Raw genomic sequence first — 25,836 nt, forward strand, 5'->3', positions numbered from 1 at the left:
CTGCCTCTGTATTCGGTTCAGATGCAGGATCAAACTTCCCCCGCAGTTCGGTCACTCGCGACAGTCCTTCATCCCGAAGCGTCCAGTGCACCGCAAGCTCAGCATTAAGGAGAGCAACATGAACAAGATGGCGTATTTTCTGGGTGGATTTTTGGTTCTCACCGTTCTGATTGGCATGCTCGCGACGATTTCTCCGGTCTGAGGTGATGTGCTGCAAATGACGGCCACAGGTGTGCCGCGCAAATCATGTTTAAATGCCGCGCCTCACACCTGTAAATGGATTTACCCCCATGGCCGAACCGCGTATCCGCGCCCTCGCACTCTGTGTTTTTCACCACAACGGCAGCATTCTGGTTAACGAGTTTCGTGACCCTGTCAGCCAGCAAACCTGCTTTCGGCCTATCGGCGGCGGAATCGATTTCGGCGAGACCAGCGCCGAAGCGATCGTGCGCGAAGTGCAGGAAGAGTTGGGCAAGTCAATAACGGACCTGCGCCTGCTTGGCACGCTGGAAAGCCTGTTCATCTATAACGGCAAACCGGGACACGAGATCGTCCAGGTCTACGACGCGTCGTTTGCCGATCCAGGTGTGTACACGCATGCGCAAATCAAAGGCCACGAAAGCGACGGCGCGCCCTTTACCGTGCGCTGGCATGACAGCTCAAGCTTCAGCGAGCAGGCGCTATTGGTGCCGAAGGGATTGGGCGATTTGCTAAAGAGCGCCGGATTACTGGATTGACCTGAGCCATTATCGCTGGCAAGCCAGCTCCCACAGGGTTCTCGGGCGTGTGCTGAATCCTCAGCCATGCCACGGACTTTGTAGGAGTGAGCCTGCTCGCGATAGCGGAGTGTCAGGCGATACAAATTTTGGCTGCGCCGACGCCATCGCGAGCAGGCTCACTCCTACAGGGTTTTGTGTTGACCTCAGAGTGTGAAAACACTGCCAATCAGTGTGGGAGCTGGCTTGCCAGCGATTGCCTTGGGTCAGGCAACATTGATGTAATGGCTGTCGGCCTCATCGCTGGCAAGCCAGCTCCCACAGGGGCCTCGGGCGTGTGCTGAATCCTCAGCCATGCCACGGAAATTGTAGGAGTGAGCCTGCTCGCGATAGCGGTGTGTCAGGCGACACAAATTTTGGTTGGGCCGATGCCATCGCGAGCAGGCTCACTCCTACAGGTAATTATCCGTTTTTATTCGCCGGGCTCTGGCGGCGCTCACTGCCTTCAGGATTGCCAGTGTCGAGCAATCTTCTTTCCACCAATACGTTCTCCAGCGCCTGACGCTCGACGGGCTTCATTTGGTGTTCGCGCTTTTTCAGTTCCAGCAGAATGGGGCTGGACCAAGTGCGATAGGTCTGTTCGATGTTGCGGCGGGACGTCATCAGTCTCTCCTTGATCAAGAGCCCGGTGTTGCTGGCAGGGACTCTGTCCGATGAGGTAATAACCCTAGACGACAAACCCGTATCGTGCGAATGCGTACCCCGTGTAGGAGCTGCCGGAGGCTGCGATCTTTTGATCTTGTTTTTCAACATCAACATCAACATCAACATCAACATCAACATCAAGATCAACATCAAGATCAAGATCAAGATCAAAAGATCGCAGCCTCCGGCAGCTCCTACAGGGGATTTTGGTCAGTCGTCGACCTTCATCATCGCCTGCACCCCCTCCCATGCCTCGGCGCGCATGCGTTCGATATCCAGCCCCGGAATCACGCCGTTATCGACGACGATCCGCCCGCCGACCAGGCTGTATTTCACCGTGATCGGTTCGCCCGCCACCACCGGTGCGACGGCCCTGTCGTGGAAGCCGTAGAAGCGTGGGTGGTCGAGGCCGTAGATCACCAGATCCGCCGCTTGGCCGACTTCCAGGGTACCGACGGCGCCAAGGCCCAACACCTGCGCGCCGCCCGCCGTACCCCAGTGGATGACATCTTCGGCTGTCGTCGCCGAGGCGCCTTGTTCGGCGCGGTGGATCAGCCATGCGGTGTTGGCTTCGCCGACCATGCTCCCGGATTCGTTGGAGGCGACGCCGTCGACTCCAAGGGAGATCGGCACGCCCGCCTCGTACATCTGCGGCACCGGGGCAACGCCACTGCCCAGGCGTGCATTGCTCACCGGGCAGTGGGAAATGCCGGTGCCGGTCTGCGCCAGCATGCGAATTTCACCGGGTTGCAGGTGCACGGCGTGGGCGAACCAGACGTCAGGGCCGAGCCATTCGTGTTCGGCGACGAACTCCACGGGCAGGCAGTTGTATTTTTCCCGGCAGAAATTCACATAATTCTGCGTTTCCGACAGGTGCGTGTGCAGGCGCAGACCGAGGCCGCGCGCGGTGTGGGCCAGTTCGCGCAGCAGGGTGGGTGGCAGCGAGAAGGTCGGCGTGGTGGGCGCGACCACGACGCGGCGCAATGCGTCCGGCGTGTCCTGGTGATACAGCGATTTCAGCCGTTCGATATCGCCGACCATCTGGTCGAGACTCTCCGGTTGCAGCGCGGTTTTGGAGAAACCCGGATGGGCGCTGGCCGACTCCAGTGCGCCACCCCGACACAGGACGAAACGCAGGCCGAATTCATCCGCTAGGTCGAACAGCAAGTCGCCGGTCTCGGTGCTGCCCTGGGCGTGGTAGAGGTAATGGTGATCGGCGCAGGTGGTGACGCCGGACAACAGTAATTCGACCATCCCCAGGCGCGCGGCGATCCGCGCCAGTTGCGGGGTGAAACGGTTCAAACGTGGGTAAGGCACACTGGCGAGCCAGCCTTGCAGGTCCTGATTCAGGCCCTCGGGCACGGCTTTGAGCAAGTTCTGAAACAGATGATGGTGGGTGTTGATCCAGCCCGGATAAACCACGCAGTTGCGCGCGTCGATCACCCGTTCGCCGGGTTGCGCGGCAAGATCGGCAGCCATTTCGGCGATGCGACCATTGACCACGCGGATGTCCACGGCGCCCGCTCGGGCACGCGGACCGCGCAGGCCGGTCATGACCGCGACCGGGTTCTTGATCAGGATATTCTGAAGTTGAGTCATGGGCAGGCTCCAGTCAAAGGATGTGCGAGGCGGATTTGGCGGCGGTGGTTTGCGGCACGCTGACGCCATTCAGCGCGGCGTTGAGCAGCACCGACACCAGGCAGGCGATGACCACGCTGCTGTGCAGGAACGGCTGCGACCACTCGGGTAATTGTTTGAACAGGGTTGGCGCGAGCACCGGCACCAGCGCGGCGGCGAGGGTGAAACCAACGATCAGCACGTTGTAGCGATTGCGCTCGTAGTCGACCTTGGCCAGGGTCTGAATCCCCGCCGCCGCGACCACGCCGAACATGGCGATACCGGCACCGCCCAGTGCGGCCGTCGGCATCGACGCGATGATCGCCCCGGCCTTGGGCACCAAGGCAACCGAGCACATCAGCAAACCGCTGACCGCGACCACCCAACGACTGCGCACGCCGGTCAGGATCACCAGGCCGACGTTTTCCATGAAGGCAATAAACGGGAACGCGGCGAACATCCCGGCGATGGTGCTGGCCAGACCGTTGGCGCGCAGACCGTTGATGACCTGTTTGTCTTCGACGGGTTTTTCGACGATGTCGCCGATGGCCACGAACAACCCCATCGACTCGACCATCTGCACGATCATCACCACCACCATGGTCGCGATGGGGATCAGGCTGAACGTTGGCAAACCGAAGTAGAACGGATAGGGCACGGTCAGCCACGGCGCTTCTTCGACGCTATGAAAACTGCCCATGCCTAAACCGTAGGCCAGACCGGCGCCGACCAGCATGCCCACCAGCACCGCCATGTTGCGCAGCAGCGGGCTGCCATAGCGGTTGACCAGCAGAATCGTCAGCAATACCACCACCGCCACGCCGAGGAAGGCCGGCGCGCCGAAGTTGCTCGCATTGCGCCCGCCGCCGACCCATTCATAGGCGATCGGGAACAGCTGCAAACCGATCACCGTGACGATGCAGCCGGTTACCACCGGCGGGAAAAACCGCCGCAATCGACCCACGAACGGCGCTATCAGCATGGTAAAAATCCCGGCACCGATCACCGCCCCGCAGACGCCGGCAAACCCCACCTCCGGGTTGCTACCGATGGCGATCACCGGGCCTACGCTGCTGAACGCGACGCCTTGCAGGATCGGCAAGCGCACACCGAATTTCCAGAACCCGACGGTTTGCAGCAGGGTGGCGATGCCGGAACAGAACAGCGTGGTGCTGATCAGCGCCACCGTTTCGGCGTGGGACATTTTCAGGGCACTGGCGACAATCAACGGCACGGCGATCGCGCCGATGTACGAGACGGCCATGTGTTGCAGGCCGAGGGTGAGCATCTGTCGCACCGGCAAAACCTGGTCGACGGGATGGACGGTGGAAGCGCTTTGCGATGGGGATGTGTCTGACGACATGGGGAAACACCTCTGGCTGTTTTTATGCGGTAGAGAGGGGTATTCGTCTGATGCCTTTTGATCCAGGAACACTGAAGATCCCTTGTTGGAATGAGGTCATTTGTTCAGTGGGGGGCCCGTGGTGAGGGGATTTATCCCCGATCGGCTGCGCAGCAGTCGCAAATCCTGTGAATGCGGATTGTCTGATATTCCGCGTTGGCAGGTTTTGGGGGCGCTTCGCACCCCATCGGGGATAAATCCCCTCGCCACAAGGGAACTCACCACAAAGTTCATTCCACAGATTTACAGTGCTCGGCGGGCATCAGTCATTCGTGCTGCGAAGCCGCCATCCACCGGCTCCGACGCCTTGTTCAGCCTGCCAGGCAGGCGGCGAAGCCCTGGTTCAGCGCCGCACGATCCAGGTCGCGGCCGATGAACACGATCTTGCTCGAGCGGGGCTCCGTGCCCCACGCGGTCGACGCCCGGAATTCCACCAGGCTGTGCACGCCTTGCAGCACGTAGCGTTGGTCTTCGTTGGCCACCGCCAGCACGCCTTTCATGCGGTAAAGGTTGTCGGCCTGGGATGAGCGCAGTTCGCTGATCCAGCGGTGGAACGCCATCAGATCGACCGCGCCGTCCACGGCGATGCCCACCGACGACACGCTCGGGTCGTGTTGGTGATCCTGCTCTTCGATGGTGTGCTCATGGTGATGGTCGTGGTGATCGTGATGCTCAGGTTCAGCGCCGATTTCCATAAGCTTCTGCGTGCATTCGAAAGCGCCGATGCCGAGGATCTTCGTCAGGTCGATTTGCGCGTGGGTGGACGTCACCAGATCCGCCGTGGCATTCAATCCACGGATCTTGCCGCGCAAGGCTTCGACTTCTTCAGCGCTGACCAGGTCGACCTTGTTGATGACGATGCGGTCGGCACAGACAATCTGATCGACCGCCTGATTGTCGACGCCGTCCAGTTGCAGATCTTCCAGGTGCTGGGCGATGTGCTTGGCGTCGACCATGGTCACGATGGCGTCGAGTTCGACTTCATCGGCAATTGGGTCATTGATGAAAAAGCTCTGCGCCACCGGGTACGGATCGGCCAGACCGCTGGTCTCGATCAGGATGTGGTCGAGCCGCACCGGGCGCGCCACCAGTTCGCGTACGATGCGCACCAGATCCTCGCGAACCTCGGCGGTGCAGCACACGCAGCCATTGACCATCTCGTAGATTTCTTCGGTTTCCGAACTCAGCACCAGATCGCCGTCGATACCGACTTCGCCAAACTCGTTTTCGATCACGGCGATCTTGCGGCCGTGGTTTTCCTTGAGGATGTAATTGAGCAAGGTGGTTTTACCGGCACCGAGGAAGCCGGTGAGGATGGTTACCGGGATTTTGGTGTTCGGGGTTGGGGCGTTGAATGGGGTGTTCATATGAAGCTCCTTTAATTGACCTGTGTGGCGAGGGGATTTATCCCCGTTGGGTCGCGAAGCGGCCCCAAATCTGCATTGGCGTTATTTCAGGCTGACCGCGTGTGCTGACTTCACGACTGCTGCGCAGCCGATCGGGGATAAATCCCCTCACCACAAGGATTCGGTTCTACAGTTGTTTCTATGTTTTCTCTCCAGCGTGTGGCGGTGCCCGCATCGAGGCCGAACAGGTCGAGCACGCGGCCAAGGCTGTGGTCGACCATTTGCGCGAGGTTGTCGGGGCGGGCATAGAAGGCCGGCACCGGCGGGGCGATGATCCCGCCCATCTCGGTGACGGCGGTCATGTTGCGCAGGTGCGCGAGGGTCAGCGGGGTTTCGCGGGCCATCAGCACCAGCGTGCGGCGCTCCTTGAGGGTGACGTCGGCGGCGCGGCCGATCAGCCCTGATGAAGTGCCGGTAGCAATCTCCGCTAATGTGCGCATCGAACACGGCGCAACGACCATCCCCAGGCAGCGAAACGAACCGCTGGCGATCCCGGCGGCGACGTCATCGGCGCGGTGGTAGTGGCTGGCCAGCGCAGTAACGTCGGCCAGTTTGTAGTCGGTTTCGTGGGCCATGGTCAGCAGCGCCGCGCGGCTGATGATCAGGTGGCTTTCGATGTCCAGTTCGGCGAGCAATTGCAGGAGGCGCACGCCGTAGATGAAGCCGGACGCGCCGCTGATGCCGACCACCATCCGTTGCCGGATCACGATTCCAGCCCCTTGAGCAATTGCCGCGCGCGTTCGAGTACGTCCTGATCGAGCTGCGCCTTGATTCCGTCAAACCCGGAACCGCGCGTTGCATCCAGCCCCATCCGCGAGGTGGTGCCATTGACCGAGGACGACGGGTCGAGCGGACTGCCCGGCAAACCATCGATAGTGAAAATATCCAGATGCGGCTGGAAGTGCGTGGCCAGCGCCCATAGCACCTGGCTGTCGTCGCTGATGTCGATATCACTGTCCACCGCGATCACGGTTTTCAGATACGGGTCCCAGCCGAGCAGGGCCAGCATGATCTGCCGCGCCTCGCCGTCGCGGCTCTGATCCAGCGCCACGTAGCAGTGAAAATGCGTGCCGGAGTTCGGATAGTGCACGGCGGTGACGGCGGGGAAACGTGCCCTGAGCTTCTCGCTCATCTCCGCTTCCCGCGGCAGGCGCGCAAGCGTCAGATGTTCGGCGTAACGACCGCCCATCACGTCAACCAGCCAGGCATCCTTGCGGCGAAGGAGGGTGTCGACGCGCAGCACATTGTTGGTCGAGCGATCCGAGGAGTAACCACTGAATTCGCCGAACGGGCCTTCCTCGGCGTAGGCCGCCGGATCAATGGCGCCTTCCAGCACAAACTCGGCATACGCCGGAACCCCAATGCCATAGCGCGGGGTTTTCACCAGCTCCAGCGGCGCACCGAACAAACCGCCAGCCACCGCGCGTTCATCACTGCCATAGGGCAGGCGCGCCGCAGCGGCGAGCATGAACAATGGATGTGCGCCGACCACCATCGCCACGCGCAGTTCTTCGCCGCGCTCGCGGGCGGTTTGCAGCATCCGCCACAGGTGCCCGCGTGAGTGCAGACTGGTGGCGAGGGCCTGGCGGGCGTGGCGCATCGAGCGGTGGTAGCTCATGTTGGCGATGCCGGTCACCGAGTCTTCGGCAATGATGATCGCGTTGGTGATGTACGGCCCGCGATCACTGTCGAAATGCTTGAGCATCGGCAGCAATGCCAGGTCCAGCGCCTCGCCTTCGAAGACCTCATCGAGGATCGGGCCGCTCTCTACATAGCGCGGCGGGATTGGCTGGTTGGCGCGGGTCTGGAAGGTTTCGTGCAGTTGCGCAGGGGTTACGCCGAACAACCGGGCGATGCGGGTGCGGGAGGCGAACAGGTTGGTCGCGACCGGCACACCGAGGCTGCCGACGTTTTCGCAGATCAGCAGTGGATCGCGGCCCTGGGCGGCGAGGGCGTCGACCAGGGCGGTGACGTCCTGATCGGCAGAAATCGGATGGGTGATGGTCAGCACATCGTCCGGGTACTCGCGGCGATAGGCATCGATGAATACGTGAAAATCCTGAGAATCGCCGAGCGTCGAACGGGTCATGGTTTCACCTCGTAAAAAGCAGGCACGCAGGGGTGAGAGGGCGTTCGATCGACAAGCCGTTGGCCTGCCGGTCGAGCGAACGCCGGGTCATCTTCGTGCCTGTAAAGTCGCTGTGTGCTCTGTGCGCGGATCCCCTGTGGCGAGGGCCTTTGTGGCGAGGGGATTTATCCCCGATCGGCTGCGAAGCAGTCGTAAAACCAGTCAACGCGGTTTGCCTGATACAACGCGGTGGCAGGTTTTGGGGCCGCTGCGCAGCCCATCGGGGATAAATCCCCTCACCACAGAAAACTCCATTTCCACACTAAGGTTTGCGTAAAGTCAGAGGTACGTCGTGGTCAGGCGTATGTCGGCTTCAACCAGATCCTTGGGCGGTGGCGTCGGTTCGATCCCGCACAACCGGGCAATGTTGTTGCCCAGGTAGTCTTCCAGATGATCCTCATCGATCCCCAGACCCTGCGGCGCTGGCGAGCACAGCACCTCCAGTTCACGCAGCCACATGCCCGGTTCGTTCGGCGGTGAATCAGTGCCGAACACAATCTTGTTGCGCGGCAGCTCCTTGGCGAACTCGACGATCCGTGACTGGAAGCACCAACCCGATTCGCAGTACACGTTCGGCGTGTCCATCGCCATCCAGAACGCTTCGAACGAGTAGTTGCCGCCGGTCTGAATACCGAAGTGGCCGATGATGAAATTGACCATCGGGAACTCGCGGATGATCGGGTAAAACATCGTCGGAATCGTGTACGGGCCATCGCCTGTGTGGATCAGCACCACGATGTTGTATTTGGCGCAGACTTTCATCGCCGGACGCAGCCAGTCCAGCGCCCGGTCCGGGCGATAGCCGTGCATGTTGGCGTGCAGCTTGAGCATCTTGAAACCGTATTCCTTGATATGGAATTCCAGCTCCGCCGCACCGTTTTCCGGCCCCCAGCGCGGGTTGAAGTTGAAGTTGCCGATGAAGCGGTCCGGGTACTTCATGCACAGTTCGGCGATGTACGACATGTAGTCGCGCACGCCCTCACGGCCACGGCGGTTGCCGTCGCGATAACCGGTGTTGCCCGGTGGCGGCTGGATGAAACCCATGTCGATGCGGCGAGGTTTGCCGTTGATCATGTACGGGCCGTCCATCAACTTGAGCATGCGCTCGCCAGTGAACGGTTCGCCGGTGTGGCGCCAGGCCTCGTCGACCAGGTTGGTGGGGTGCAGATGGGTGTCGATGATCATCGGTTCAGCTCCTGGCCAGTTGAGTGGTGACGGGGCGCTTGAGTTGCGCCTCTGCTTCGGAAACGGAACGCGGTGGCGGGGTTGGCTCGAGGCCGATCATCCGCGCGGTGTTGTTGCCCAGGTACTCTTCGAGGGTGTCTTCGTCGAGGTTGAGGCCCTGCGGCGGCTCATGACACAGCACTTCGAGCAGACGCAGCCACATGCCCGGTTCATTCGGCGGGGTGTCGGTGCCGAAGAGGATTTTGTGCGTCGGCAGGACCTTGGCGAATTCGACGATCCGCGATTGCAGGCACCAGCCCGACTCGCAGTAGACGTTGGGCAATTCCATCGCCCATTGCATCGGTTCGAACACGTAGACGCCACCGGTCTGCACGCCAAAGTGAGCCATGATGAAATCGACGTTGGGAAACTCCTTGATCATCGGCACCCATTCCGACGGGATGCTGTACGGCCCGTCGCCGGTGTGCAGCTTGACCGGGATGCCCAGCTCGGCGCATTTCTCGAAGCAGGGGCGCACCCAGTCCAGCGCACGGTCCGGGCGATAGGCGTGCATGTTGGCCTGCATCTGAACCATCTTGAAGCCGTGTTCCTTGACGTAGCGCTCGATTGCCTCGACGCCGTTTTCCACGCCGCAGCGCGGGTTATAGACGAAGCAGCCGATGAACCGGTCCGGGTAGGTCTGGACCATTTTCAGGGTGTAGGCCATGTAGGCGTCGATGGATTCACGGCCGGTCAGGTCGCCGTCGGTCCAGGTGTAGATGGTGTTGCCCTGCGGCGGCTGGATGAAGGCTTTGTCGATGCGGCGAGGCTTGCCGTTGACCATGTAGGGGCCATCCATCATCTCCAGCAGACGCTCGCCGGTGAACGGGTCTCCGTCATGCCTCCAGGCGAGGTCCACCAGATCGGTGGGATAGCAGCTGATATCGATGATCATTGAAGTCGATCTCCTGATAGCGGGGAAGGGAGCCTTGCGGCTCTCGGCAACCACGTCCCGGGCAATCGGCCATTTCTATGCGCAAGACACGCGCATTCCCTCGCCTGGTCGCATCCGGCCCGGGTGGGTGGCTGCTGAGGGCGAGTATTGGAAAGGGGGGAGGGGTTCGTACAATATTAATTGGGCGCGGTGGTGATACTTGAACGATATGGTTTTGGTTTTTGCTTCTGTAGAGACTGCACCGGCGCTATCGCGAGCAGGCTCACTCCTACAGGGGAACGCATTCCAACTGTAGGAGTGAGCCTGCTCGCGATAGCGTCAAGTTTGTGTACGCAAGGCCAATTCTTTAATCACCTCAACCACCGGCGCCACGCGCTCAGCCTGCCCGTGTGGCCACACGGCGTAGAGGTTGTAGTGCGCCGCAATCTGCGCCTCGTTCAGCGCCACCAACCGTCCGCTGCGCAATGCATCGGCGGCCAGTAATCCACGCACCAGTCCCGCGCCGACGCCAGCCTCGGCGGCGGCAATCAGATTTGCCGCGTTATCAAAAATCACCCGTGCCGTGGGTTCGGCCGGTGTCATCCCGGCAGCATCCAGCCAGGGAATCCACGAGCGCCGCGTATACCCCAGCAACGGTAACTCAAGCACTTGCGCCGGACTCAATGGCAACTGCAAACCATGCCGTTCCAGCAACTCAGGCGAAGCCACCGCCATCACCCGGTCGCCACAGATTTGCGTTATCTCACAGTCGTCCCAATCGCCATATCCGTAACGCAACGCCAGATCGACCCGTTCAAACGTGCTGCGATCACTGCGCGGCATCGACAGCAGCGTCACCTCGTAATCCGGCAGGCCATCGAGCAACTGGGGCAGGCGGGGATTGAGCCAGCTCTGCGCCAGTTCACTGTCGACATCCAGCGTCAACCGCTGCGCCACGCTGCGGTTTTTTACCGAGGACAACGCCCGATCAATCTGCGCCAGCCCGTCCGATAACACGCTGGCAAACAACTGCCCGGCGTCCGTCAGGTTGCTGCCGCCACCTTCACGCACGAACAACGGCTGGCCGATGAAATCTTCCAGCGCACGGATCTGCTGGCTGATCGCGCTATGAGTCAAATCGAGTTTGCGCGCAGCGCTCGAAAAACTGCCGCTGCGCGCCGCGTGAATAAACGCGCTCATGGACTGCACCGACGGGTATCGCTTGTACATGTTGTTAGTCCTGCTTACACCGGTTGGCAGAAATCGTCGCTGGCCGGGGATTGCCGTGGCTTCCAATAATCGGTGACCAGGCCCGCACAAAGACGGGCCGCTCTCTTGGAGCCTGACAATGATTACATTCACGGTAAATGGCGAACGACGCGAGCTGGATGAGGCGTCCCCCTCCATGCCCTTGTTATGGGTCTTGCGTGATCAGTTGAAACTCACCGGCACCAAATTCGGTTGTGGCATGGGCCTGTGTGGTGCCTGCACCGTGCATCTGGACGGTGTAGCCGTGCGTTCCTGCCAGTTGCCGCTGGCCGCCGTCGCGGGCCACAGCATCACCACCATCGAAGGCTTGTCGCCGACGCAAAACCATCCGTTGCAACTGGCCTGGGTCGCCGAAGATGTGCCGCAATGCGGCTACTGTCAATCGGGGCAGATCATGTCGGCGGCGGCGTTGCTCAACACTGGCGCGGCAGTCACTGATGATTCGATCCGCAACGCCATGTCCGGCAACATCTGCCGCTGCGGCACCTACGGGCGCATCAACAAAGCCATCAAACGCGCGGCGACTGCGCCGAAGGAGGCTTGATGAGCCTTCTCGATGATAGCTGTGCCGAGCTGCCGCGCCGGGTGTTTCTCAAACAAGCGGTCACGGTCGCGTCAGGTCTGGCGATTGCCCTGTATCTGCCGAGCGGCATGGCGACAGACCCGAAGGCCCCGGCCCCGGCCAGCGAATTCGAGCCCAATGCCTGGGTGCGCGTGTTGCCCGATGGCACGGTGAAACTGGTGGTGCACAAGCACGATTCCGGCACCGGTACGCATACCGCGCTAGCCGCGTGCGTGGCCGAGGAGTTGGACGTAAATCCGATGACCGTTCAGGTGATTACTCCGGAAGATCCGTTCTTCGAAACCTACATTCATCCGATCTGGAAAGTCTTCTCCACGGGCGGCAGCACCAGCGTTTCGCTGGAGTACGACCGCTTGCGTATGGCCGGTGCCACGGCGCGGGCGTTGCTGATCACGGCGGCGGCCAGGCAGTGGAAAGTCAGCCCCGAGAGTTGTTCCACCGAGGAAGGTCGGGTCGTTCATCCAACGAGCAAACGCAGCCTGGGTTACGGCGAACTCGTCGGCGTGGCGGCGCATCTGCCGGCACCCGACAAGGTCACGCTGAAGGATCCGTCGCAGTTCAAGTACATCGGTAAATTACGCCATAAACGCGACGCGGCGGCCAAGGTCTGCGGCCAGTTCAAGTACAGCATCGACGTGCAGTTGCCGGGGATGCTGGTGGCGGTGATCCAGCGTGCGCCGGTTGTGGGAGCAAAAGTGCTCAGCGTGGGCTCGGCGGCAACGTTACGGGTGCCCGGCGTGCGCAAAGTGATCGCGATTCCCGGGCGGCCCGACGTGCTTGGCGGCAATCTGGAAGGTGTCGCGGTGTTGGCCGATACGTACTGGGCGGCGCAGGAGGGGCGCAAGCTACTGGACATCCAGTGGAGTGATTCGGCGCTGGCCGGGTTCGACAGCGACCAGTTGTTCAGCGCGCAAGCCAAAGCCATCGGCGATCCGCAAGCGCAAGTCGTCAACGCCATGACTCAAGGCGATGTCGCCGGGCAATGGGCGGGCGCAGCGCAACTGCTCGAAGCCGATTACACCATGCCCTACAAGGTGCAAAACCCGCTGGAACCGATCTGCATCACCGCACAAGTGAAAGACAAGGCCATCACCTATTGGGGCGGCGTGCAGGTGCCGTCCTCGGCGCTGGAAGCGGCGCGAACCGTGTGTGGGATCGACAAGGCCAACGTGACCATCCATGAGTTGGTCTCTGGCGGCAGTTTTGGTGCGCGGGAGGCCAAATACTGGTTGTTCGAAGTGGCCTATCTGGCGCAGAAAACCGCTGTGCCGGTGAAGCTGCTCAACAGCCGCGAAGACGAAATGCACGCGCTGTTCTATCACCCGGCAACGCTGAACCGGATCAAAGGTGCGCTGGACGCTCAGGGGATACTCAGCGCATTGCAATTGCACGCGGTGTCGCCCGCCTCGCCGGAGCAGTGGGAACCGGGTTACTTCCAGCGCCCGGATCACATGGATTACAGCACCACCGAAGCCATCACAGCGTGGGACTTCGCCTACCGTCCACCGCATCTGCAACTGAATTGGGTCAAGCACGAAAGCAACGTGCCCAGCGGTTGGTATCGCTCGGTGAGTTTCATTCCAAACGTGTTCGCCGTGGAAAGCTTCATGGACGAACTGGCCCACGCGGCCGGTGCCGATCCGCTGGCATTCCGCCTGGCCAACATGCAGGAGCGGCCGCGCCATGTAGCGGTGCTCAAGCAGGCCGCCGAGCGCGCCGGATGGGGCCAACCGTTGCCGCCGGGCACGGCCCTGGGGATCGCGACCAATCAGGGTTACACCAGTTTTATCGCAGTGGTAGCGCGAGTTACGACGGTAGACGGCAAGGCCCGCGTCGAGAAACTCACCTGCGTGGTCGATTGTGGCTTGGCCGTGTCGCCGGGCGGTGTCGAGGAACAGATCTACGGCGGCCTGATGTGGGGCTTGGGGCATGCGTTGTTTGACAAGCTCGATATCAAACAGGGCAGGGTGGTGCAGAGCAATTTCCACGACTATCGCGTTGCGCGCATGTCCGACATGCCGGCCACCGACATCGTTGTGCTGGACGGTGAGCCGAGTAAACCCGGCGGCGTTGGTGAACTGGGCAGCCCGTCCGTGGTGCCGGCTATCGCCAATGCGCTGTTCGCACTGACCGGCGTGCGGCAGCGCTCGACACCGTTGAGTTTGGGGTAAGCGGCCATGGACCTGCGTCTGCTGCGGTATTTCATGGCCCTGGCCGATGAGCTGCATTTCGGCCGTGCCGCCGAGCGGCTGCACATCTGTCAGCCGCCGTTGAGCCAACAGATTCGTCTGCTGGAAGAGGAACTCGGCACGCCGCTGTTCGAGCGCAGTCATCATCGCGTCGAGCTGACCGCAGCGGGGCAGATGCTCAAGGAGCAGGCGCCGCTGGTGTTCGAACAGCTTGAACGCGCCCTGGACCTGACCCGGCAAACCGGGCGCGGGCAGCTCGGTGAGCTGGAAATCGGCATGATCAGCTCGGTGATGGTCGGCGTGCTGCCCAAGGCGCTGCATCTTTTTCGCGAGCGCTATCCGCAAGTCACCTGGCGTTTGCATGAAATGACCCCGGCGGCGCAGGTCAAGGCATTGAAGGAGAAACGCATCGACGCCTGTGTGTTCCGCGTGGGCTATGACGACCCGCAACTGCGCAATGAATTGCTGATCTACGAGCCGATTCATGTGGTGATGCCAGCGGATCATCCGTTGGCTGGCCGCGAAGTGTTGGCCCCGGCGGATCTGGCGCTGGAGCCGTTTGTCGCGCTGGAGCTGAAGCAGTCACGGTTTGCCAATTTCCTCTACCAGTGCTGCATTCAGGCCGGCTTCACGCCGCAGATCCGTCAGCAAGTGATCGAGGTGCAGACCCTGCTCAGCCTGGTGCGTGCGGGTTTTGGCGTGTCGCTGTTGCCAGCGTCCATCGAACAGTTGGCGCCGGCGGGACTGGTGTTCCGCAACTTGACCCCGGCGTTGCCGGAAGTGCCGTTGTACGCCACCTATCGCGCGGACGATGCTTCGCCGGTGCTCAAGCTGTTTCTCGATACCTTGCGTGAATTGCGCGAAAACCCCTAAACCCCTGTAGGAGCTGCCGAAGGCTGCGATCTTTTGACTTTGGTTTTTAAAAACAAGATCAAAAGATCGCAGCCTTCGGCAGCTCCTACAGGGTATGCGTGTCGTGCGAGTACAGGGTATGCGTGTCGTGCGAGTACAGGGGATGCGTGTCGTGCGAGTACAGGGGATGTGTGTCGTGCGAATACAGGGGATGTCTGTCGTGCGAATACAGGGGATGTGTGTTGTGCAAAATAGCGGCGCACGATCACGGTGCCGTGCGGTCGTAACCTTCACATGGGCGTATCACTTGTGGAGATCCAATGAGCCAGGAAGTCCTGACCCGCGAAACCAATCGTCGTCAGTTACAGCAGATCATCGCCGGGCTGTCCGACGGTGTGATTTTGCTTGAACTTGATCAGAGCATCCTCTGGGCCAACGAAGCAGCGCTGGCCATGCACGGTGTCAGCCGGATTGGTGAGTTGGGCGTGAATGCCGACGAGTACGCCAAGCGCTTTAGTTTGCGCTATCGCAATAACCATCTGGTGCCGCCCGAGAGTTACCCGATCAGCCGTGTTGCGCGTTGCGAAGTCTTCAGCGACGTTTTGATCGAGGTGTTCGCGGTGGATGATCCGGAGCGTGTCTGGGTTCACAGCGTGCGCAGCATGGTGCTGACCGACCGCGAAGGGCAGCCGGAGTCGCTGGTGTTGATCATGAGCGACGTCACCGATTGGGCCAACGCAGAGCTGCGTTTCGAAAAAACCTTCAACGCCAACCCGGCGCCTGCGGTGATCTGCCGTCTCAGCGACTTGCGTTACATCAAGGTCAATCCAGGGTTTCTGGAGATGACTGGCTATACCCGCGAACAAGTGATCGGCACTTCGGCCTATGAAATAGACATTTTCGAGCATGCCGAGAAAAGAGATCTGGCCATCCAGCGCCTGCGCGACGTCGCGACCATTCCGCAGATGCAGGCCGAGCTGCGCCTGCCTGACGGCAGCAGCAAGCAAGTGATTGTCGCCGGGCAACCCCTGTTGCTCAACGACGAGCAGTGCATGCTGTTTTCCTTCGTTGATGTGGAGCTGCGCCGCCGGGCTGAGGTGGCGCTGCGCCAGAGCGAGGAACGCTTCGCCACGGCTTTTCGACTGACCCCGGTGCCGATTCTGATTTGCACGGCCGACGAGCAGCAGATCATGGACGTCAATCAGGCTTTCCTCGATTCCCTGGCTTATACCAGTGATGACGTATTGGGCAAAACCGTGACGCAACTGGACTTCATCGCCGACGAGGGCGCCCGCAACCGCCTGCTGACGGCGCTGGCAAAAAGCGGTCGGGTAGACCGGGTAGATTTGCGCGTGCGCAAAAAGGATGCGGACATCCTGGAATGCGCTGTGTCCGCCGATACCGTCAACATTCACGACATACCGTGCTACTTGCTGGTGCTGATGGACATCACCGAGCGCAAACGCACCGAGCTTGAACTGGTGGCGGCGATTGAGGAGGTGATGAAAGACGCCTCTTGGTTCAGTCGTACGCTGATCGAAAAACTGGCGAATGTGAAGAACATCAATTCACCGCAATTGCCGAGCGTGTCGTTCACCGATCTGACGGCACGGGAACGTGATGTGCTTGGCCTGATCTGCGAAGGCCTGGCGGACAAGGAGATTGCGGCGCGGCTAAAACTGGCGCCGAACACTGTGCGTAATCATGTGGCGACGGTGTATTCCAAGCTCGATGTGCATAGCCGCAGTGAGGCGATCGTGTGGGCGCGGGAGCGTGGGCTGTTTTCCGGTGAGTGGCGCACCAAGGGGCAACGTTAGGTGCAAATGCACTAGTGGGAAGGGTGCAAATTGATGTGTTGGGGCGAGGAGGCTTTTTTTAGTCTGTTGGGGTGCGGTACGAGCCTTTTCTGGCTTGGGATCGTGCCCCTTCGAAACGGATTAAGGAATGGCCTCAATGATGAATCTTGCGCAGTTGCGCGCCCAGCTTGAGCACAGTTTTGCGCCGCTGGCGTGTGAGTGTTCGGTGGATGGGGATCATTCGCTGACGGTGAAGCTTTATCACCCGGTGTCGGGGCAGGTGGATCTGGTGATCAGTGGGTTGAAGCTGAATGCCTTGCGTACGCCTGAGTCGGTGGCGGCTTTGATCGATGAATTGCGGTATGAATTGGAGAGTAATTCTTTGCGCTCTTCGCGGGATGCTGATTTGGCCTAGGCATGTGTGTGGGAGCTGGCTTGCCAGCGATGGCGTCCGGTCAGTCGCCATGTGTCTGTCAGATGTACTCAATCCCTGTGGGAGCTGGCTTGCCAGCGATGGCGGCCTCTGGGCCGACCATGTTCTTGGTGGTTTTGGGTGAATATCCGGTTTTTTGGTGATGGCGGATTGGGGTTCCGCCCTTACGGCGGGTCACTTTTGGCAAACGCCCCAAAAGTAACCAAAAGGTCTGTGCCCTGACGTCCGGCCCGCTCGCTAAAGCTCGGGGTTCCTTCGCTCCGGAATCCATCCGGGGCATCGATTCCGGTTTGCTTCGCTGCACCTCCTTTCGATGTCCTCCCCGGATGAATCCCTCCACTCAGCCTCCCGACGGGCCTTTAGATCAAGAGCTGCACTCGAGCTAACGCTCATTGTGTTGAGTGGTTAGAAGCGAGGGTGGTGGGGGGGTGTGTTTTTGCTTTTCTGTGGGAGCCAGCCTGCTGGCGATGGCGGCCTGACAGCCGACCTGTGTCTGTCAGGTGTACTCAAATCCTTGTGGGAGCTGGCTTGCCAGCGATGGCGGCCTCTGGGCTTGTGTACCCGGGTGCAACTGTGGGAGCTAGCCTGCTGGCGATAGCGGCCTGACAGCCGACCTGTATCTGCCAGGGGTGTACTCAATCCCTGTAGGAGCCAGCCTGCTGGCGATGAGGCCTGACAGCCAGCTAATTTCCAGCAGATGTACTCAATCCCTGTGGGAGTCTGGCTTGCCAGCGATGGCGGCTTCACCGGCGACGAGAGATTTGAGCCTTGATCTCTCGAACTCCAAAGCAAAATCGACAGCCAATGTCCCCGCATACCACCGGTTTACTGGCGCTCACGAAGGTCTCGTCTATAAAGAATGAGTGGTCAGGTTTTCCGTGGTCGGTTCGGTCGCGGAAGTTTGTCTCCCTTTTATCGCGGGTCGTCCTATGAACAGTCTTGGGAAACGCGTGTGTTCGCCGTTGTCGTTGGCTTTTGGTGTGGCGTTGTTGGCCGGTTGTGCCAGTCCGCCGCCGCCTCAACCCGTGGCGCCACCTCCACCGCCGGAACGTACTTGTCAGGTCATCGAGAACACTGAGGTGGCGGGCGATGCTTATGTCGACGAGCAGGTGACTCGGCACATCACCACTACCCGTTGCGTCACTCAATAACGCCGGCGGGGCGCAGGTCTCGGCTGTTGCTGGCGGTGCACTTTGGCTGGCAGTTGCCCAAACTCGCAGGCTAACCCCTTACCCCTGTAGGAGCTGCCGAAGGCTGCGATCTTTTGATCTTTAACAGCAAGATCAAAAGATCGCAGCCTTCGGCAGCTCCTACAGGGATCACGATCGAAAATCAGGACAGGAAACCACCATCCACATTCAGCGAAACCCCTGTGGTGTAGCTCGACGCATCACTCGCCAGATACAAAACCGCCCCAGCCATTTCACTCGGATCCGCCACGCGCTTGAGCGGGATCTGCGTCAATGCTTGCTTGAGGATCGCGTCGTTTTTCACCAGTGCCGAGGCGAACTTGGTGTCGGTCAGACCCGGTAGCAGGGCGTTGCAGCGGATGCCGAATTGCGCGCACTCCTTGGCGAAGACCTTGGTCATGTTGATCACCGCCGCTTTGGTCACCGAATAGATGCCCTGGAACACGCCCGGCGAAATACCGTTGATCGACGCGACGTTGATGATGCTGCCACCGCCGTTTTCGCGCATCAGCTTGCCCGCTTCCACGGACATGAAGAAGTAGCCGCGAATGTTCACGTCGACGGTCTTCTGGAAAGCGCCGAGGTCGGTGTCCAGCACATTGCAGAACTGCGGGTTGGTCGCGGCGTTGTTGACCAGAATATCCAGGCGCCCGAACTGTTCCTTGATCCCGGCGAACACCTGGCTGATCTGCTCCATTTCACCGATGTGGCAGGCAACCGCAGTGGCTTTGCCGCCAGCGGCGATGATCGCGTCGGCGACATGTTGGCAGCCGTCGAGTTTGCGGCTCGAGACGATCACGTGGGCGCCTTGCTGGGCCAGCAGTTTGGCGATGGCTTCACCAATGCCACGGCTGGCGCCGGAGACGAAAGCGATCTTGCCGTCGAGGTCGAACAACTGAGTCTTGGACATGGGATTCCCTTGTGAAAAGTCTTGTTGGAGGGCCTGGATCAGAGGCTGGATTTCTGGATGACCTGCAAGCTCATCTGCTCCAGCAGTTTGTTCATGTGAATGAACTGCGCGAAGCGTTTGTCCTGGGTCTGGCCATGGTAGAAGCGGTAGTAGATCTGCTGCACGATGCCGGCCAGGCGGAACAGGCCGTAGGTGTAGTAGAAGTCGAAATTGTCGATCTGGATGCCCGAACGCTCGGCGTAGTAGTCGACGAACTCGCGGCGGGTCAGCATGCCCGGTGCGTGGCTTGGCTGGCGGCGCATCAGTTGCACCGGTGCCGGGTCGTCCGCCTGAATCCAGTAGGCGAGGGTGTTGCCCAGATCCATCAGCGGATCGCCCAGGGTCGTCAGCTCCCAGTCGAGTACGCCAATGATCTGCATCGGGTTTTGCGGGTCGAGGATGACGTTGTCGAAGCGATAGTCGTTGTGGACGATGCTCGAGGTCGGGTGGTCGGCTGGCATCTTCTCGTTGAGCCAGGCTTTGACTGCTTCCCAGTGCGGCGCATCCGGGGTCAGGGCTTTTTCGTAGCGTTCGCTCCAGCCTTTGATCTGGCGGGCAACGTAGCCTTCGGGTTTGCCCAGATCGCCCAGACCGCAGGCGTTGTAGTCGACCTGGTGCAGTTCAACGAAGCGGTCGATGAAGCCCTTGCACAGCGCTTCGGTTTTCGCCGAATCGAGGCCCAGTTCCGACGGCAGTTCTGAACGCAGGATGATTCCGTTGACCCGCTCCATCACGTAGAACTCGGCGCCGATCACCGATTCGTCGGTGCAGTGCACATAGGCTTTGGGGCAGTACGGGAAGCCGTCTCGCAGTTGATTGAGGATGCGGAATTCGCGGCCCATGTCGTGGGCGGATTTGGCCTTGTGGCCGAACGGCGGCCGGCGCAGGACGAACTCCTGCTGCGGGTATTCCAGCAGATAAGTCAGGTTCGACGCACCACCGGGAAACTGGCTGATCGCCGGGGAGCCGCTCAGGCCCGGAATGTGTGCCTTGAGGTACGGATCGATCAGGCTGGCATCGAGTTCTTCGCCAGAGCGGATACGGGTGGACTGGTCAGTAAGCGCCATGCTTATCCCTTCTGCTTATTTTGGAGGCCAGACATCATTGGCTAATCTAATGGTGCGCCCGGTCGGTCACAAGCGCGGGTCGGTCTTATAGGTTAGCGTGTTGCCGGATAATCACCTTTGGGAATGTGCAGGACGGGCCGTGGCAGACTAAGGTTTAGCGGGTATGTCGTGTCCCTGAAGGAGGCTGCAAATGGGCTGTCCGCAAGTCTGTGCCACCGCCACATTGCAATGCAGCTTCGGCGCCGCGCCGGCGATGCTCAACGTGTTGCCAGTCAACCGCACGCTGACCGGCGGATTACCGGCGGCGAACATCATGGATCACATTCCGCTGGTGAACATTCTGCCGTTCGGGGTGTGCATGAGTTTGGCCAATCCGATGGTGGCGGCGGCGACCACGGCGGCATTGGGGGTGTTGACGCCGATGCCGTGCATTCCGGCGACGGCCACACCGTGGATTCCCGGTGGAGCGCCGACCTTGTTGTTGGGCGGGATGCCGGCAATCGACGCCAATAGCACGTTGATGTGCAACTGGGCGGGGGTGATCAAGATTGTCGTGCCGGGGCAGATGCAGATGTTGATTCCGTGACCCCGAAGTACCAACCACCCCTTCGGCAGCTCCTACAGGGAGATGTCTTTCAGCAGTGGAGTGCATTTCAAGTGCAAAGCGATGCAATCAACTGTGGGAGCGAGCCTGCTCGCGAAGGGCCGTTCCAGTCACCCGAAAAACCTCAGGCCTGCTGCGGATCCATCCAGCGCTGATACCACCAGCGCACCCGCGAAATCGGCTTGCCATCCGCCCCCAACGGCCGCCCATCCTCGGCAAACCCTTGCTCCGGCTCCAACAACTGCCCATTCACGTACCGTGCTTCTACCGCGGTTTTCCCGTTCGAATGAAAACGTTGATAGCGCCCCTCACGGACCCCGTCGCGATAGAACTCGGCCTCCGCCACTTGCCCGTCGGGGAAGTAATTGAACGCCTCGCCATGCAGCAACCCGCGCCGATACGTCGCCTTGCGCTGTAACCAACCCTCAGGCGCATAAAAACTCGCCACCCCTTGCAGCTTGTCGCGCACGAAGGGCATCTGCGCCGAAACCTTGCCGTTGGGGTGATAGAGCAGGGAAGTACCCTGCAATTCACCGTGGCTGTACTGCAAATCCGCCTGCTTGCGCCCGTCATCCTTGATGTTCAGCGGCCCCTCAAGCTGACCTTCCTGCAAACGGCCCTTGAGTTGCTTGTCATCCTGGTGCAGATCCAGTGGTGTGATCGCCATGGCGTCTCTCGTCAGTTGACCTGCACCAAGCCGCCCTTGATGGTCAGCATGCCGCCGCCATCGACGGTCTGTGAGGCCGCGCCCTTGTTGGTCAGGCTGATGCCGGCGTCGTTGGTCAGCGTGGTACCGGCCTTGTTGTCCAGTGAAGTCCCAGCCTGATTGGTCAGGGCGGTGCCGGCCTTGTGGGTGATCGAGGTACTGGCCGAAGTCGCCAGGTCAGCGCCGCTCTTGATCGTGAAGCTGCCACCGCTTTGCAGGGTCAGGGTGCCGCTGACTTTGATGGTCAGGTTGCCGTCCACGGTCAGGCTGTAATCGCCAGTGACTTTGTCGGTGTAGTTGCCGGCGGTGCTGTGGTTCTGATCGGCACCGACCGTCACCGTGCGGCTGTCTTTCACATCGAGGCTGTCGCTGCCGGTCTGGATGGTCACACTGCGTTTGCCTTTCTCCAGGGTCACGGTTTCGTCGCCGTCCTTGACCGTGCGCGTGCGGGCGTTCTGCACGGTGAGGGTTTCGTCGTGGCCGACGGTGGCGGTGGTGTCGTTGAGCACGTTGATATTCAGATCTTTCTGCGCCTGCAAAAACACCTCTTCGGCGTCTTTTTTGTCTTCGAAACGCAACTCGTTGAAGCCGCCGCCACCCTTGGACGACTGCGTCTTGATCCCCGATTGCGTCTGATTGGCCGGCAGCGCGTAAGGCAGGGCGTTGTCGCCGTTGTAGACGCAACCGGTCACCAGCGGCCGATCCGGATCGCCGTCGATAAAGGTCACGATGACTTCCTGGCCGATCCGCGGAATGAACTGCATGCCGAACCCTTTGCCGCTCCACGGCAATACCACGCGCACCCAACAGGAACTGGTTTCGTCATTATTGCCATCGCGATCCCACGGGAACTGCAACTTGATCCGGCCGTATTCGTCGGTCCAGATTTCCTCGCCGGACTTGCCCACGACAATCGCCGTTTGTGGGTGCATCCGTGGTTTCGGCGTGACCCGCTGCGGACGGAACGGAGTGGCTTTGGGAATCGCTTCGAAACGGTTGCGATAGCGCTCGTGACTGACGTCATGGGTCACCCGCGTCACTACCCAATCGATATTCAGACTCGCATCATCATGGCCGTCGAGAGTGAACCAGTGCCCCGGAACCAACCAACGGCAGTCGCTCTCACCAACAAAGCGTTTTTCCTCACTGCGCAGGCCGTCGACTCGCTGCTTGGTCAACGCATCGCCGCGCGCCTTGGCGTTGTAACCGCCCGGATGTTCATACATTGAAAGCGGCCCGGCCACCGCTTCAGCCTGGTCGTACAGCGAGGTGGTCGGCGTGGTGAATTCATAATCCGTCGCCCGATACACCCCGGCTACCGCTTGCAAACACACCTGCCCGGAACGGATGCCGTGCAACTCACGCTCGCCCAATCCTTGCCCCAGATAACTGACTGTCGGGCCGTTGGGAATCTGTACGAAGGCATCGTTGCTATCGCCCAAAACCAGCGTGTGCTTGCCGGCATCGTGGGTGTAAAACCAGAAAATACCTTCCTCCTCGAGCAAGCGCGAGACGAAGGCAAAATCGGTTTCGCCGTACTGCACGCAGTATTCACGCGGGGTGTAGCTGCCGGTCAGCGACAGTTTGAAATCGGTGAAACCGTGGGCCTTGAAGATCGTGGTGACAATGTCCGAGGTGGCGAGGTTCTGGAATACGCGGTTATTGCTTGCCAGCGTCAACCACCACAGCCACGGCCTGAGTACAAGTTGATAGCGCTCGGCGGTGGCATCGGCCGGCAGTTGGCGGATTTCCGCTACCAGCGCATCGAAAGGACGCAGTTGCGCATCGTTGTGCAAGGTGGTGGTGACGTGTGTGGCAATAGCGCTGCTCAGAGTGAGCGAGGCGCCGTCGTTAAGGCCGTTGAGGATTTGTACACCCAACAGATTGAGCGATTCGTCGCCGGTCAGCGACTCAGGGTAAAGCGCCGACAGCGAAGAGGCGGTCAGTGAAATACTGGTATTGCAGTCTGTTGAGCGGGGCATAGTGTGCTCTCGAATAAAAGCATTCCGTACCAAACAGCGGCGTTATGTTTTTCGCGAATTCTTGCACGAGATATTCGTTGACAGACTGCGTTCGCCTGATAGATCTCGACAAGAAACAACAAAAAGAGCGTTCATTTTCCGAGCTCTAATCTAATAGCATCCTCGACGCCAACATTTTGTCGGACGAAATGACTTTTTTGTACGCTGTGGTTTTTTGGGATGAAGTCCCATGGGTTAGAGGCACCCACCAGCTCGTTTTTTCTGTAAACCCCCGTGGAATTTGTATCTACATGCACAAGCGCGCCGTTTGCTTTAAGCGCTGCGTGTTCGGTGAAGGGGGTGACCTCATTTGAAATAAGGATGTGCAAATCAAGACCATCAGGTGCTTCGGATTTCAGTAAACCGTGTTCATGTTCCACACAAATTTCAACACCTATGGTCAGCCCTTTGAACTCAAAAACCGCCTTTGGATCGCTCATCGGGAAAAAACCCGCCTCCGACCCTTCACCGATAAGGTCGAGGCTGCCTTGTTCTCCGTAGGCTTCAAACTTTTTTCGTCTGATTTTTATTATTGTTCCTGCAAGATAAATGGGGGCAATGTTGTAGCACGGTCGAAGTAACTGTTCGCCTTGTTTTTTTAAATATGAATGCGTCACGTCCAGTTCTTTCTGTAAGGCAATATTCTGCATTGTGGCGTTATGACCGGCGTCATTTGTCTTGGTTAGCATGTCGTGGGTGTATAGAATGTCTTTTTCCAGATCCCCTGATTTGACAGGGTTAAGACCGAACACGGTAATGCTGCCTGGGATAATCAACCAGTCAGGTCTGCTCCGACTGATCAAGGTTAGTTGTTGGAGTATGGGTATTACTTCGTGCATTTCATTGAAAAACCTTCCGTCTGTCGGTCTGGCGATTTTTTTTCCATGCTGTCGTGCAAGGAAATGCTCTGGACATATCGCTATTTTGACATCTGGAGCCGGCAGACTTTCGGAAGTGATACTGACTTCGGCGTTTTTGATCATCTCCTCAATTTGCTGAACACGTATTTCCGGTTGCGCGTAAGAGTCGGCCGGGAGGGTGTTGCCCTGTTTTCGAAAGGGATGGCGTTGCATGAGAGCAAAATAGCAGCTGGTCATTTTTGTCTCCTGTTGTCCAGGGAGAAATAGGCGGGGAAAAAATCGGGGCACGCGGTGGTACGCGTGTTCTGCCTTGATTCGCCAGAGGCTCCGTCGTTAAAAGAACGTGTCATGATCGTCACCGCTTGCGTAACCTCCCTCAAAGTCGTCGGCACCATCCTCGGCCGGGGCGGTTTGTTCGGCGATGGTCGTGACGATCTCAATCAAATTCTCCTCCGTGAAGAAAAACCGTCCTGCCGTAAAGGCTGCCTGATACTGAATTTTGGCCTGCCGATACTGTTCCGCCGTTGGATCCGCCCCGCGATTGCTTTGTGCCCACGAGCCATAAGGGTTTTTCGGCTTGGCACGTCCTAGTGTTCCTTTCGTCGATTGGGTGAATAGCAATCGCGACAGAGTGGGAATGGTCTCGTTGAAGATATGATCGAGATCGTCTTTGTATGTTCTATTGATTCCCTTCAGCAGTTTCTCCGAGTGGCCTACTGCAACAGTCTTTACCTCGGTACCGGGCACTAGAGCCTGCACGTTTCTTTTGACTTGGTACAGGCTGGCTCCGCTGTCCGTGAAATCGAACACAACAATGGGCTTATCTTTCGGCAGGGTGGGAAGTTTTCCGTTCAGATAGGTGGTGAATGCCAGTGAGGGAGTCGCACCGATGGCAATAGAGCTGACATTCACTGCTTTTACGGTGACGCCTTTTTGTTTCATTCGCCACTTGACCAGTTTTGGGCTGGCGCCCAAGGAAAGGAAACCTGATCCAGGGTATTTCGCAATCAATTGATCGCACACCACTTCCACGTCCTTAAGTAGTGGGTCGCTGCGAACTTTTATGAGTGGCTTTATCTGATCCAGTGCAGCTTTATCATCTTTGTCAAACCAGACCGGGAAACAATAGCCGGTGAAGTAGATATTTTCACTGATGTAATCCTCGTTTTTATCGGAGGTAATCTGGATGTCGTTTGTCGCACGGCTAAAAACAATATATTTGGCCAATTGAGCTGCTCCTTCTTT

General features: G+C 59.4%; 23 protein-coding genes. 8 read left to right on the plus strand and 15 right to left on the minus strand.

Annotated elements, in window-relative coordinates; genetic code table 11:
* Positions 1 to 290: 290 nt before the first annotated feature.
* Entirely contained in the window at positions 291 to 737 is a 447-nt protein-coding gene (locus tag ICA16_RS01905) for an NUDIX hydrolase (RefSeq protein WP_210699787.1), read from the plus strand.
* Between the two features lie 441 nt (positions 738 to 1,178).
* On the opposite strand, the gene ICA16_RS01910 is transcribed toward ICA16_RS01905, so the two are convergent.
* From ICA16_RS01910 to ICA16_RS01950, 9 genes are all read right to left on the minus strand, one after another.
* On the minus strand, positions 1,179 to 1,379 hold the full coding sequence (locus ICA16_RS01910; protein WP_150615275.1) for a hypothetical protein: 201 nt from the start codon (positions 1,377 to 1,379) through the stop codon (positions 1,179 to 1,181).
* Between the two features lie 252 nt (positions 1,380 to 1,631).
* Positions 1,632 to 3,020: an amidohydrolase family protein gene (locus ICA16_RS01915; protein ID WP_210699788.1), complete on the minus strand. Its 1,389-nt coding sequence runs from the start codon at positions 3,018 to 3,020 to the stop codon at positions 1,632 to 1,634.
* A gap of 13 nt (positions 3,021 to 3,033) precedes the next feature.
* Positions 3,034 to 4,401: a nucleobase:cation symporter-2 family protein gene (locus ICA16_RS01920; RefSeq protein ID WP_210699789.1), complete on the minus strand. Its 1,368-nt coding sequence runs from the start codon at positions 4,399 to 4,401 to the stop codon at positions 3,034 to 3,036.
* A 350-nt stretch (positions 4,402 to 4,751) separates the two neighbouring features.
* Positions 4,752 to 5,807 (minus strand): CobW family GTP-binding protein, encoded by a 1,056-nt coding sequence (locus ICA16_RS01925; RefSeq protein WP_210699790.1) that lies wholly within the window; start codon positions 5,805 to 5,807, stop codon positions 4,752 to 4,754.
* A 110-nt stretch (positions 5,808 to 5,917) separates the two neighbouring features.
* Positions 5,918 to 6,538 (minus strand): UbiX family flavin prenyltransferase, encoded by a 621-nt coding sequence (locus ICA16_RS01930; protein ID WP_215731772.1) that lies wholly within the window; start codon positions 6,536 to 6,538, stop codon positions 5,918 to 5,920.
* Between the two features lie 11 nt (positions 6,539 to 6,549).
* Positions 6,550 to 7,935: a UbiD family decarboxylase gene (locus tag ICA16_RS01935; RefSeq protein WP_210699792.1), complete on the minus strand. Its 1,386-nt coding sequence runs from the start codon at positions 7,933 to 7,935 to the stop codon at positions 6,550 to 6,552.
* 318 nt (positions 7,936 to 8,253) lie between these two features.
* Entirely contained in the window at positions 8,254 to 9,159 is a 906-nt protein-coding gene (locus ICA16_RS01940; protein WP_034152486.1) for an amidohydrolase family protein, read from the minus strand.
* Between the two features lie 4 nt (positions 9,160 to 9,163).
* A complete protein-coding gene (locus ICA16_RS01945) occupies positions 9,164 to 10,093 on the minus strand; it encodes an amidohydrolase family protein (RefSeq protein ID WP_042559644.1) in 930 nt (309 codons plus the stop codon).
* Positions 10,094 to 10,411: 318 nt separating this feature from the next.
* Positions 10,412 to 11,302, minus strand: coding sequence for a LysR substrate-binding domain-containing protein (locus ICA16_RS01950; RefSeq protein ID WP_210699793.1), 891 nt, complete (start codon positions 11,300 to 11,302; stop codon positions 10,412 to 10,414).
* 118 nt (positions 11,303 to 11,420) lie between these two features.
* Here ICA16_RS01950 and ICA16_RS01955 point away from each other — a divergent pair, with 118 nt between their 5' ends.
* From ICA16_RS01955 to ICA16_RS01980, 6 genes are all read left to right on the plus strand, one after another.
* Positions 11,421 to 11,885 carry a (2Fe-2S)-binding protein gene (locus ICA16_RS01955; protein WP_150602885.1) on the plus strand — a complete coding sequence of 155 codons (465 nt, stop codon included), beginning with the start codon at positions 11,421 to 11,423 and terminating at the stop codon, positions 11,883 to 11,885.
* Positions 11,885 to 14,095: a xanthine dehydrogenase family protein molybdopterin-binding subunit gene (locus ICA16_RS01960; protein WP_210699794.1), complete on the plus strand. Its 2,211-nt coding sequence runs from the start codon at positions 11,885 to 11,887 to the stop codon at positions 14,093 to 14,095. The genes ICA16_RS01955 and ICA16_RS01960 overlap by 1 nt, the downstream gene beginning before the upstream one ends.
* A 6-nt stretch (positions 14,096 to 14,101) precedes the next feature.
* On the plus strand, positions 14,102 to 14,986 hold the full coding sequence (locus tag ICA16_RS01965) for a LysR substrate-binding domain-containing protein (protein ID WP_210699795.1): 885 nt from the start codon (positions 14,102 to 14,104) through the stop codon (positions 14,984 to 14,986).
* Between the two features lie 299 nt (positions 14,987 to 15,285).
* Positions 15,286 to 16,782, plus strand: a complete 1,497-nt coding sequence (locus tag ICA16_RS01970) for a helix-turn-helix transcriptional regulator (RefSeq protein WP_210553015.1) — start codon at positions 15,286 to 15,288, stop codon at positions 16,780 to 16,782.
* Between the two features lie 136 nt (positions 16,783 to 16,918).
* On the plus strand, positions 16,919 to 17,176 hold the full coding sequence (locus ICA16_RS01975; RefSeq protein WP_150602881.1) for a DUF1652 domain-containing protein: 258 nt from the start codon (positions 16,919 to 16,921) through the stop codon (positions 17,174 to 17,176).
* A 947-nt stretch (positions 17,177 to 18,123) separates the two neighbouring features.
* On the plus strand, positions 18,124 to 18,345 hold the full coding sequence (locus ICA16_RS01980; RefSeq protein ID WP_210699796.1) for a hypothetical protein: 222 nt from the start codon (positions 18,124 to 18,126) through the stop codon (positions 18,343 to 18,345).
* A 181-nt stretch (positions 18,346 to 18,526) separates the two neighbouring features.
* Here ICA16_RS01980 and ICA16_RS01985 read toward each other — a convergent pair whose 3' ends face one another.
* Positions 18,527 to 19,294 (minus strand): SDR family oxidoreductase, encoded by a 768-nt coding sequence (locus ICA16_RS01985; RefSeq protein WP_042559635.1) that lies wholly within the window; start codon positions 19,292 to 19,294, stop codon positions 18,527 to 18,529.
* 38 nt (positions 19,295 to 19,332) lie between these two features.
* A complete protein-coding gene (locus ICA16_RS01990) occupies positions 19,333 to 20,400 on the minus strand; it encodes a phosphotransferase family protein (protein WP_210699797.1) in 1,068 nt (355 codons plus the stop codon).
* 190 nt (positions 20,401 to 20,590) lie between these two features.
* Between ICA16_RS01990 and ICA16_RS01995 the strand changes: the two genes are divergently transcribed.
* Positions 20,591 to 20,986, plus strand: coding sequence for a DUF4280 domain-containing protein (locus tag ICA16_RS01995; RefSeq protein ID WP_210699798.1), 396 nt, complete (start codon positions 20,591 to 20,593; stop codon positions 20,984 to 20,986).
* Positions 20,987 to 21,128: 142 nt separating this feature from the next.
* Here the strand turns inward: ICA16_RS01995 and ICA16_RS02000 are convergent, their stop codons facing one another.
* From ICA16_RS02000 to ICA16_RS02015, 4 genes are all read right to left on the minus strand, one after another.
* A complete protein-coding gene (locus ICA16_RS02000) occupies positions 21,129 to 21,671 on the minus strand; it encodes a toxin-antitoxin system YwqK family antitoxin (RefSeq protein ID WP_210699799.1) in 543 nt (180 codons plus the stop codon).
* Between the two features lie 11 nt (positions 21,672 to 21,682).
* Positions 21,683 to 23,692, minus strand: a complete 2,010-nt coding sequence (locus ICA16_RS02005) for a type VI secretion system Vgr family protein (protein WP_210699800.1) — start codon at positions 23,690 to 23,692, stop codon at positions 21,683 to 21,685.
* Positions 23,693 to 23,823: 131 nt separating this feature from the next.
* Positions 23,824 to 24,828, minus strand: a complete 1,005-nt coding sequence (locus tag ICA16_RS02010) for a carbon-nitrogen hydrolase family protein (protein WP_210699801.1) — start codon at positions 24,826 to 24,828, stop codon at positions 23,824 to 23,826.
* Positions 24,829 to 24,924: 96 nt separating this feature from the next.
* Positions 24,925 to 25,818, minus strand: a complete 894-nt coding sequence (locus tag ICA16_RS02015) for a hypothetical protein (RefSeq protein ID WP_210699802.1) — start codon at positions 25,816 to 25,818, stop codon at positions 24,925 to 24,927.
* Between the last annotated feature and the right edge of the window lie 18 nt (positions 25,819 to 25,836).

Source organism: Pseudomonas anatoliensis (assembly GCF_017976235.1).
GTDB lineage: Bacteria > Pseudomonadota > Gammaproteobacteria > Pseudomonadales > Pseudomonadaceae > Aquipseudomonas > Aquipseudomonas anatoliensis.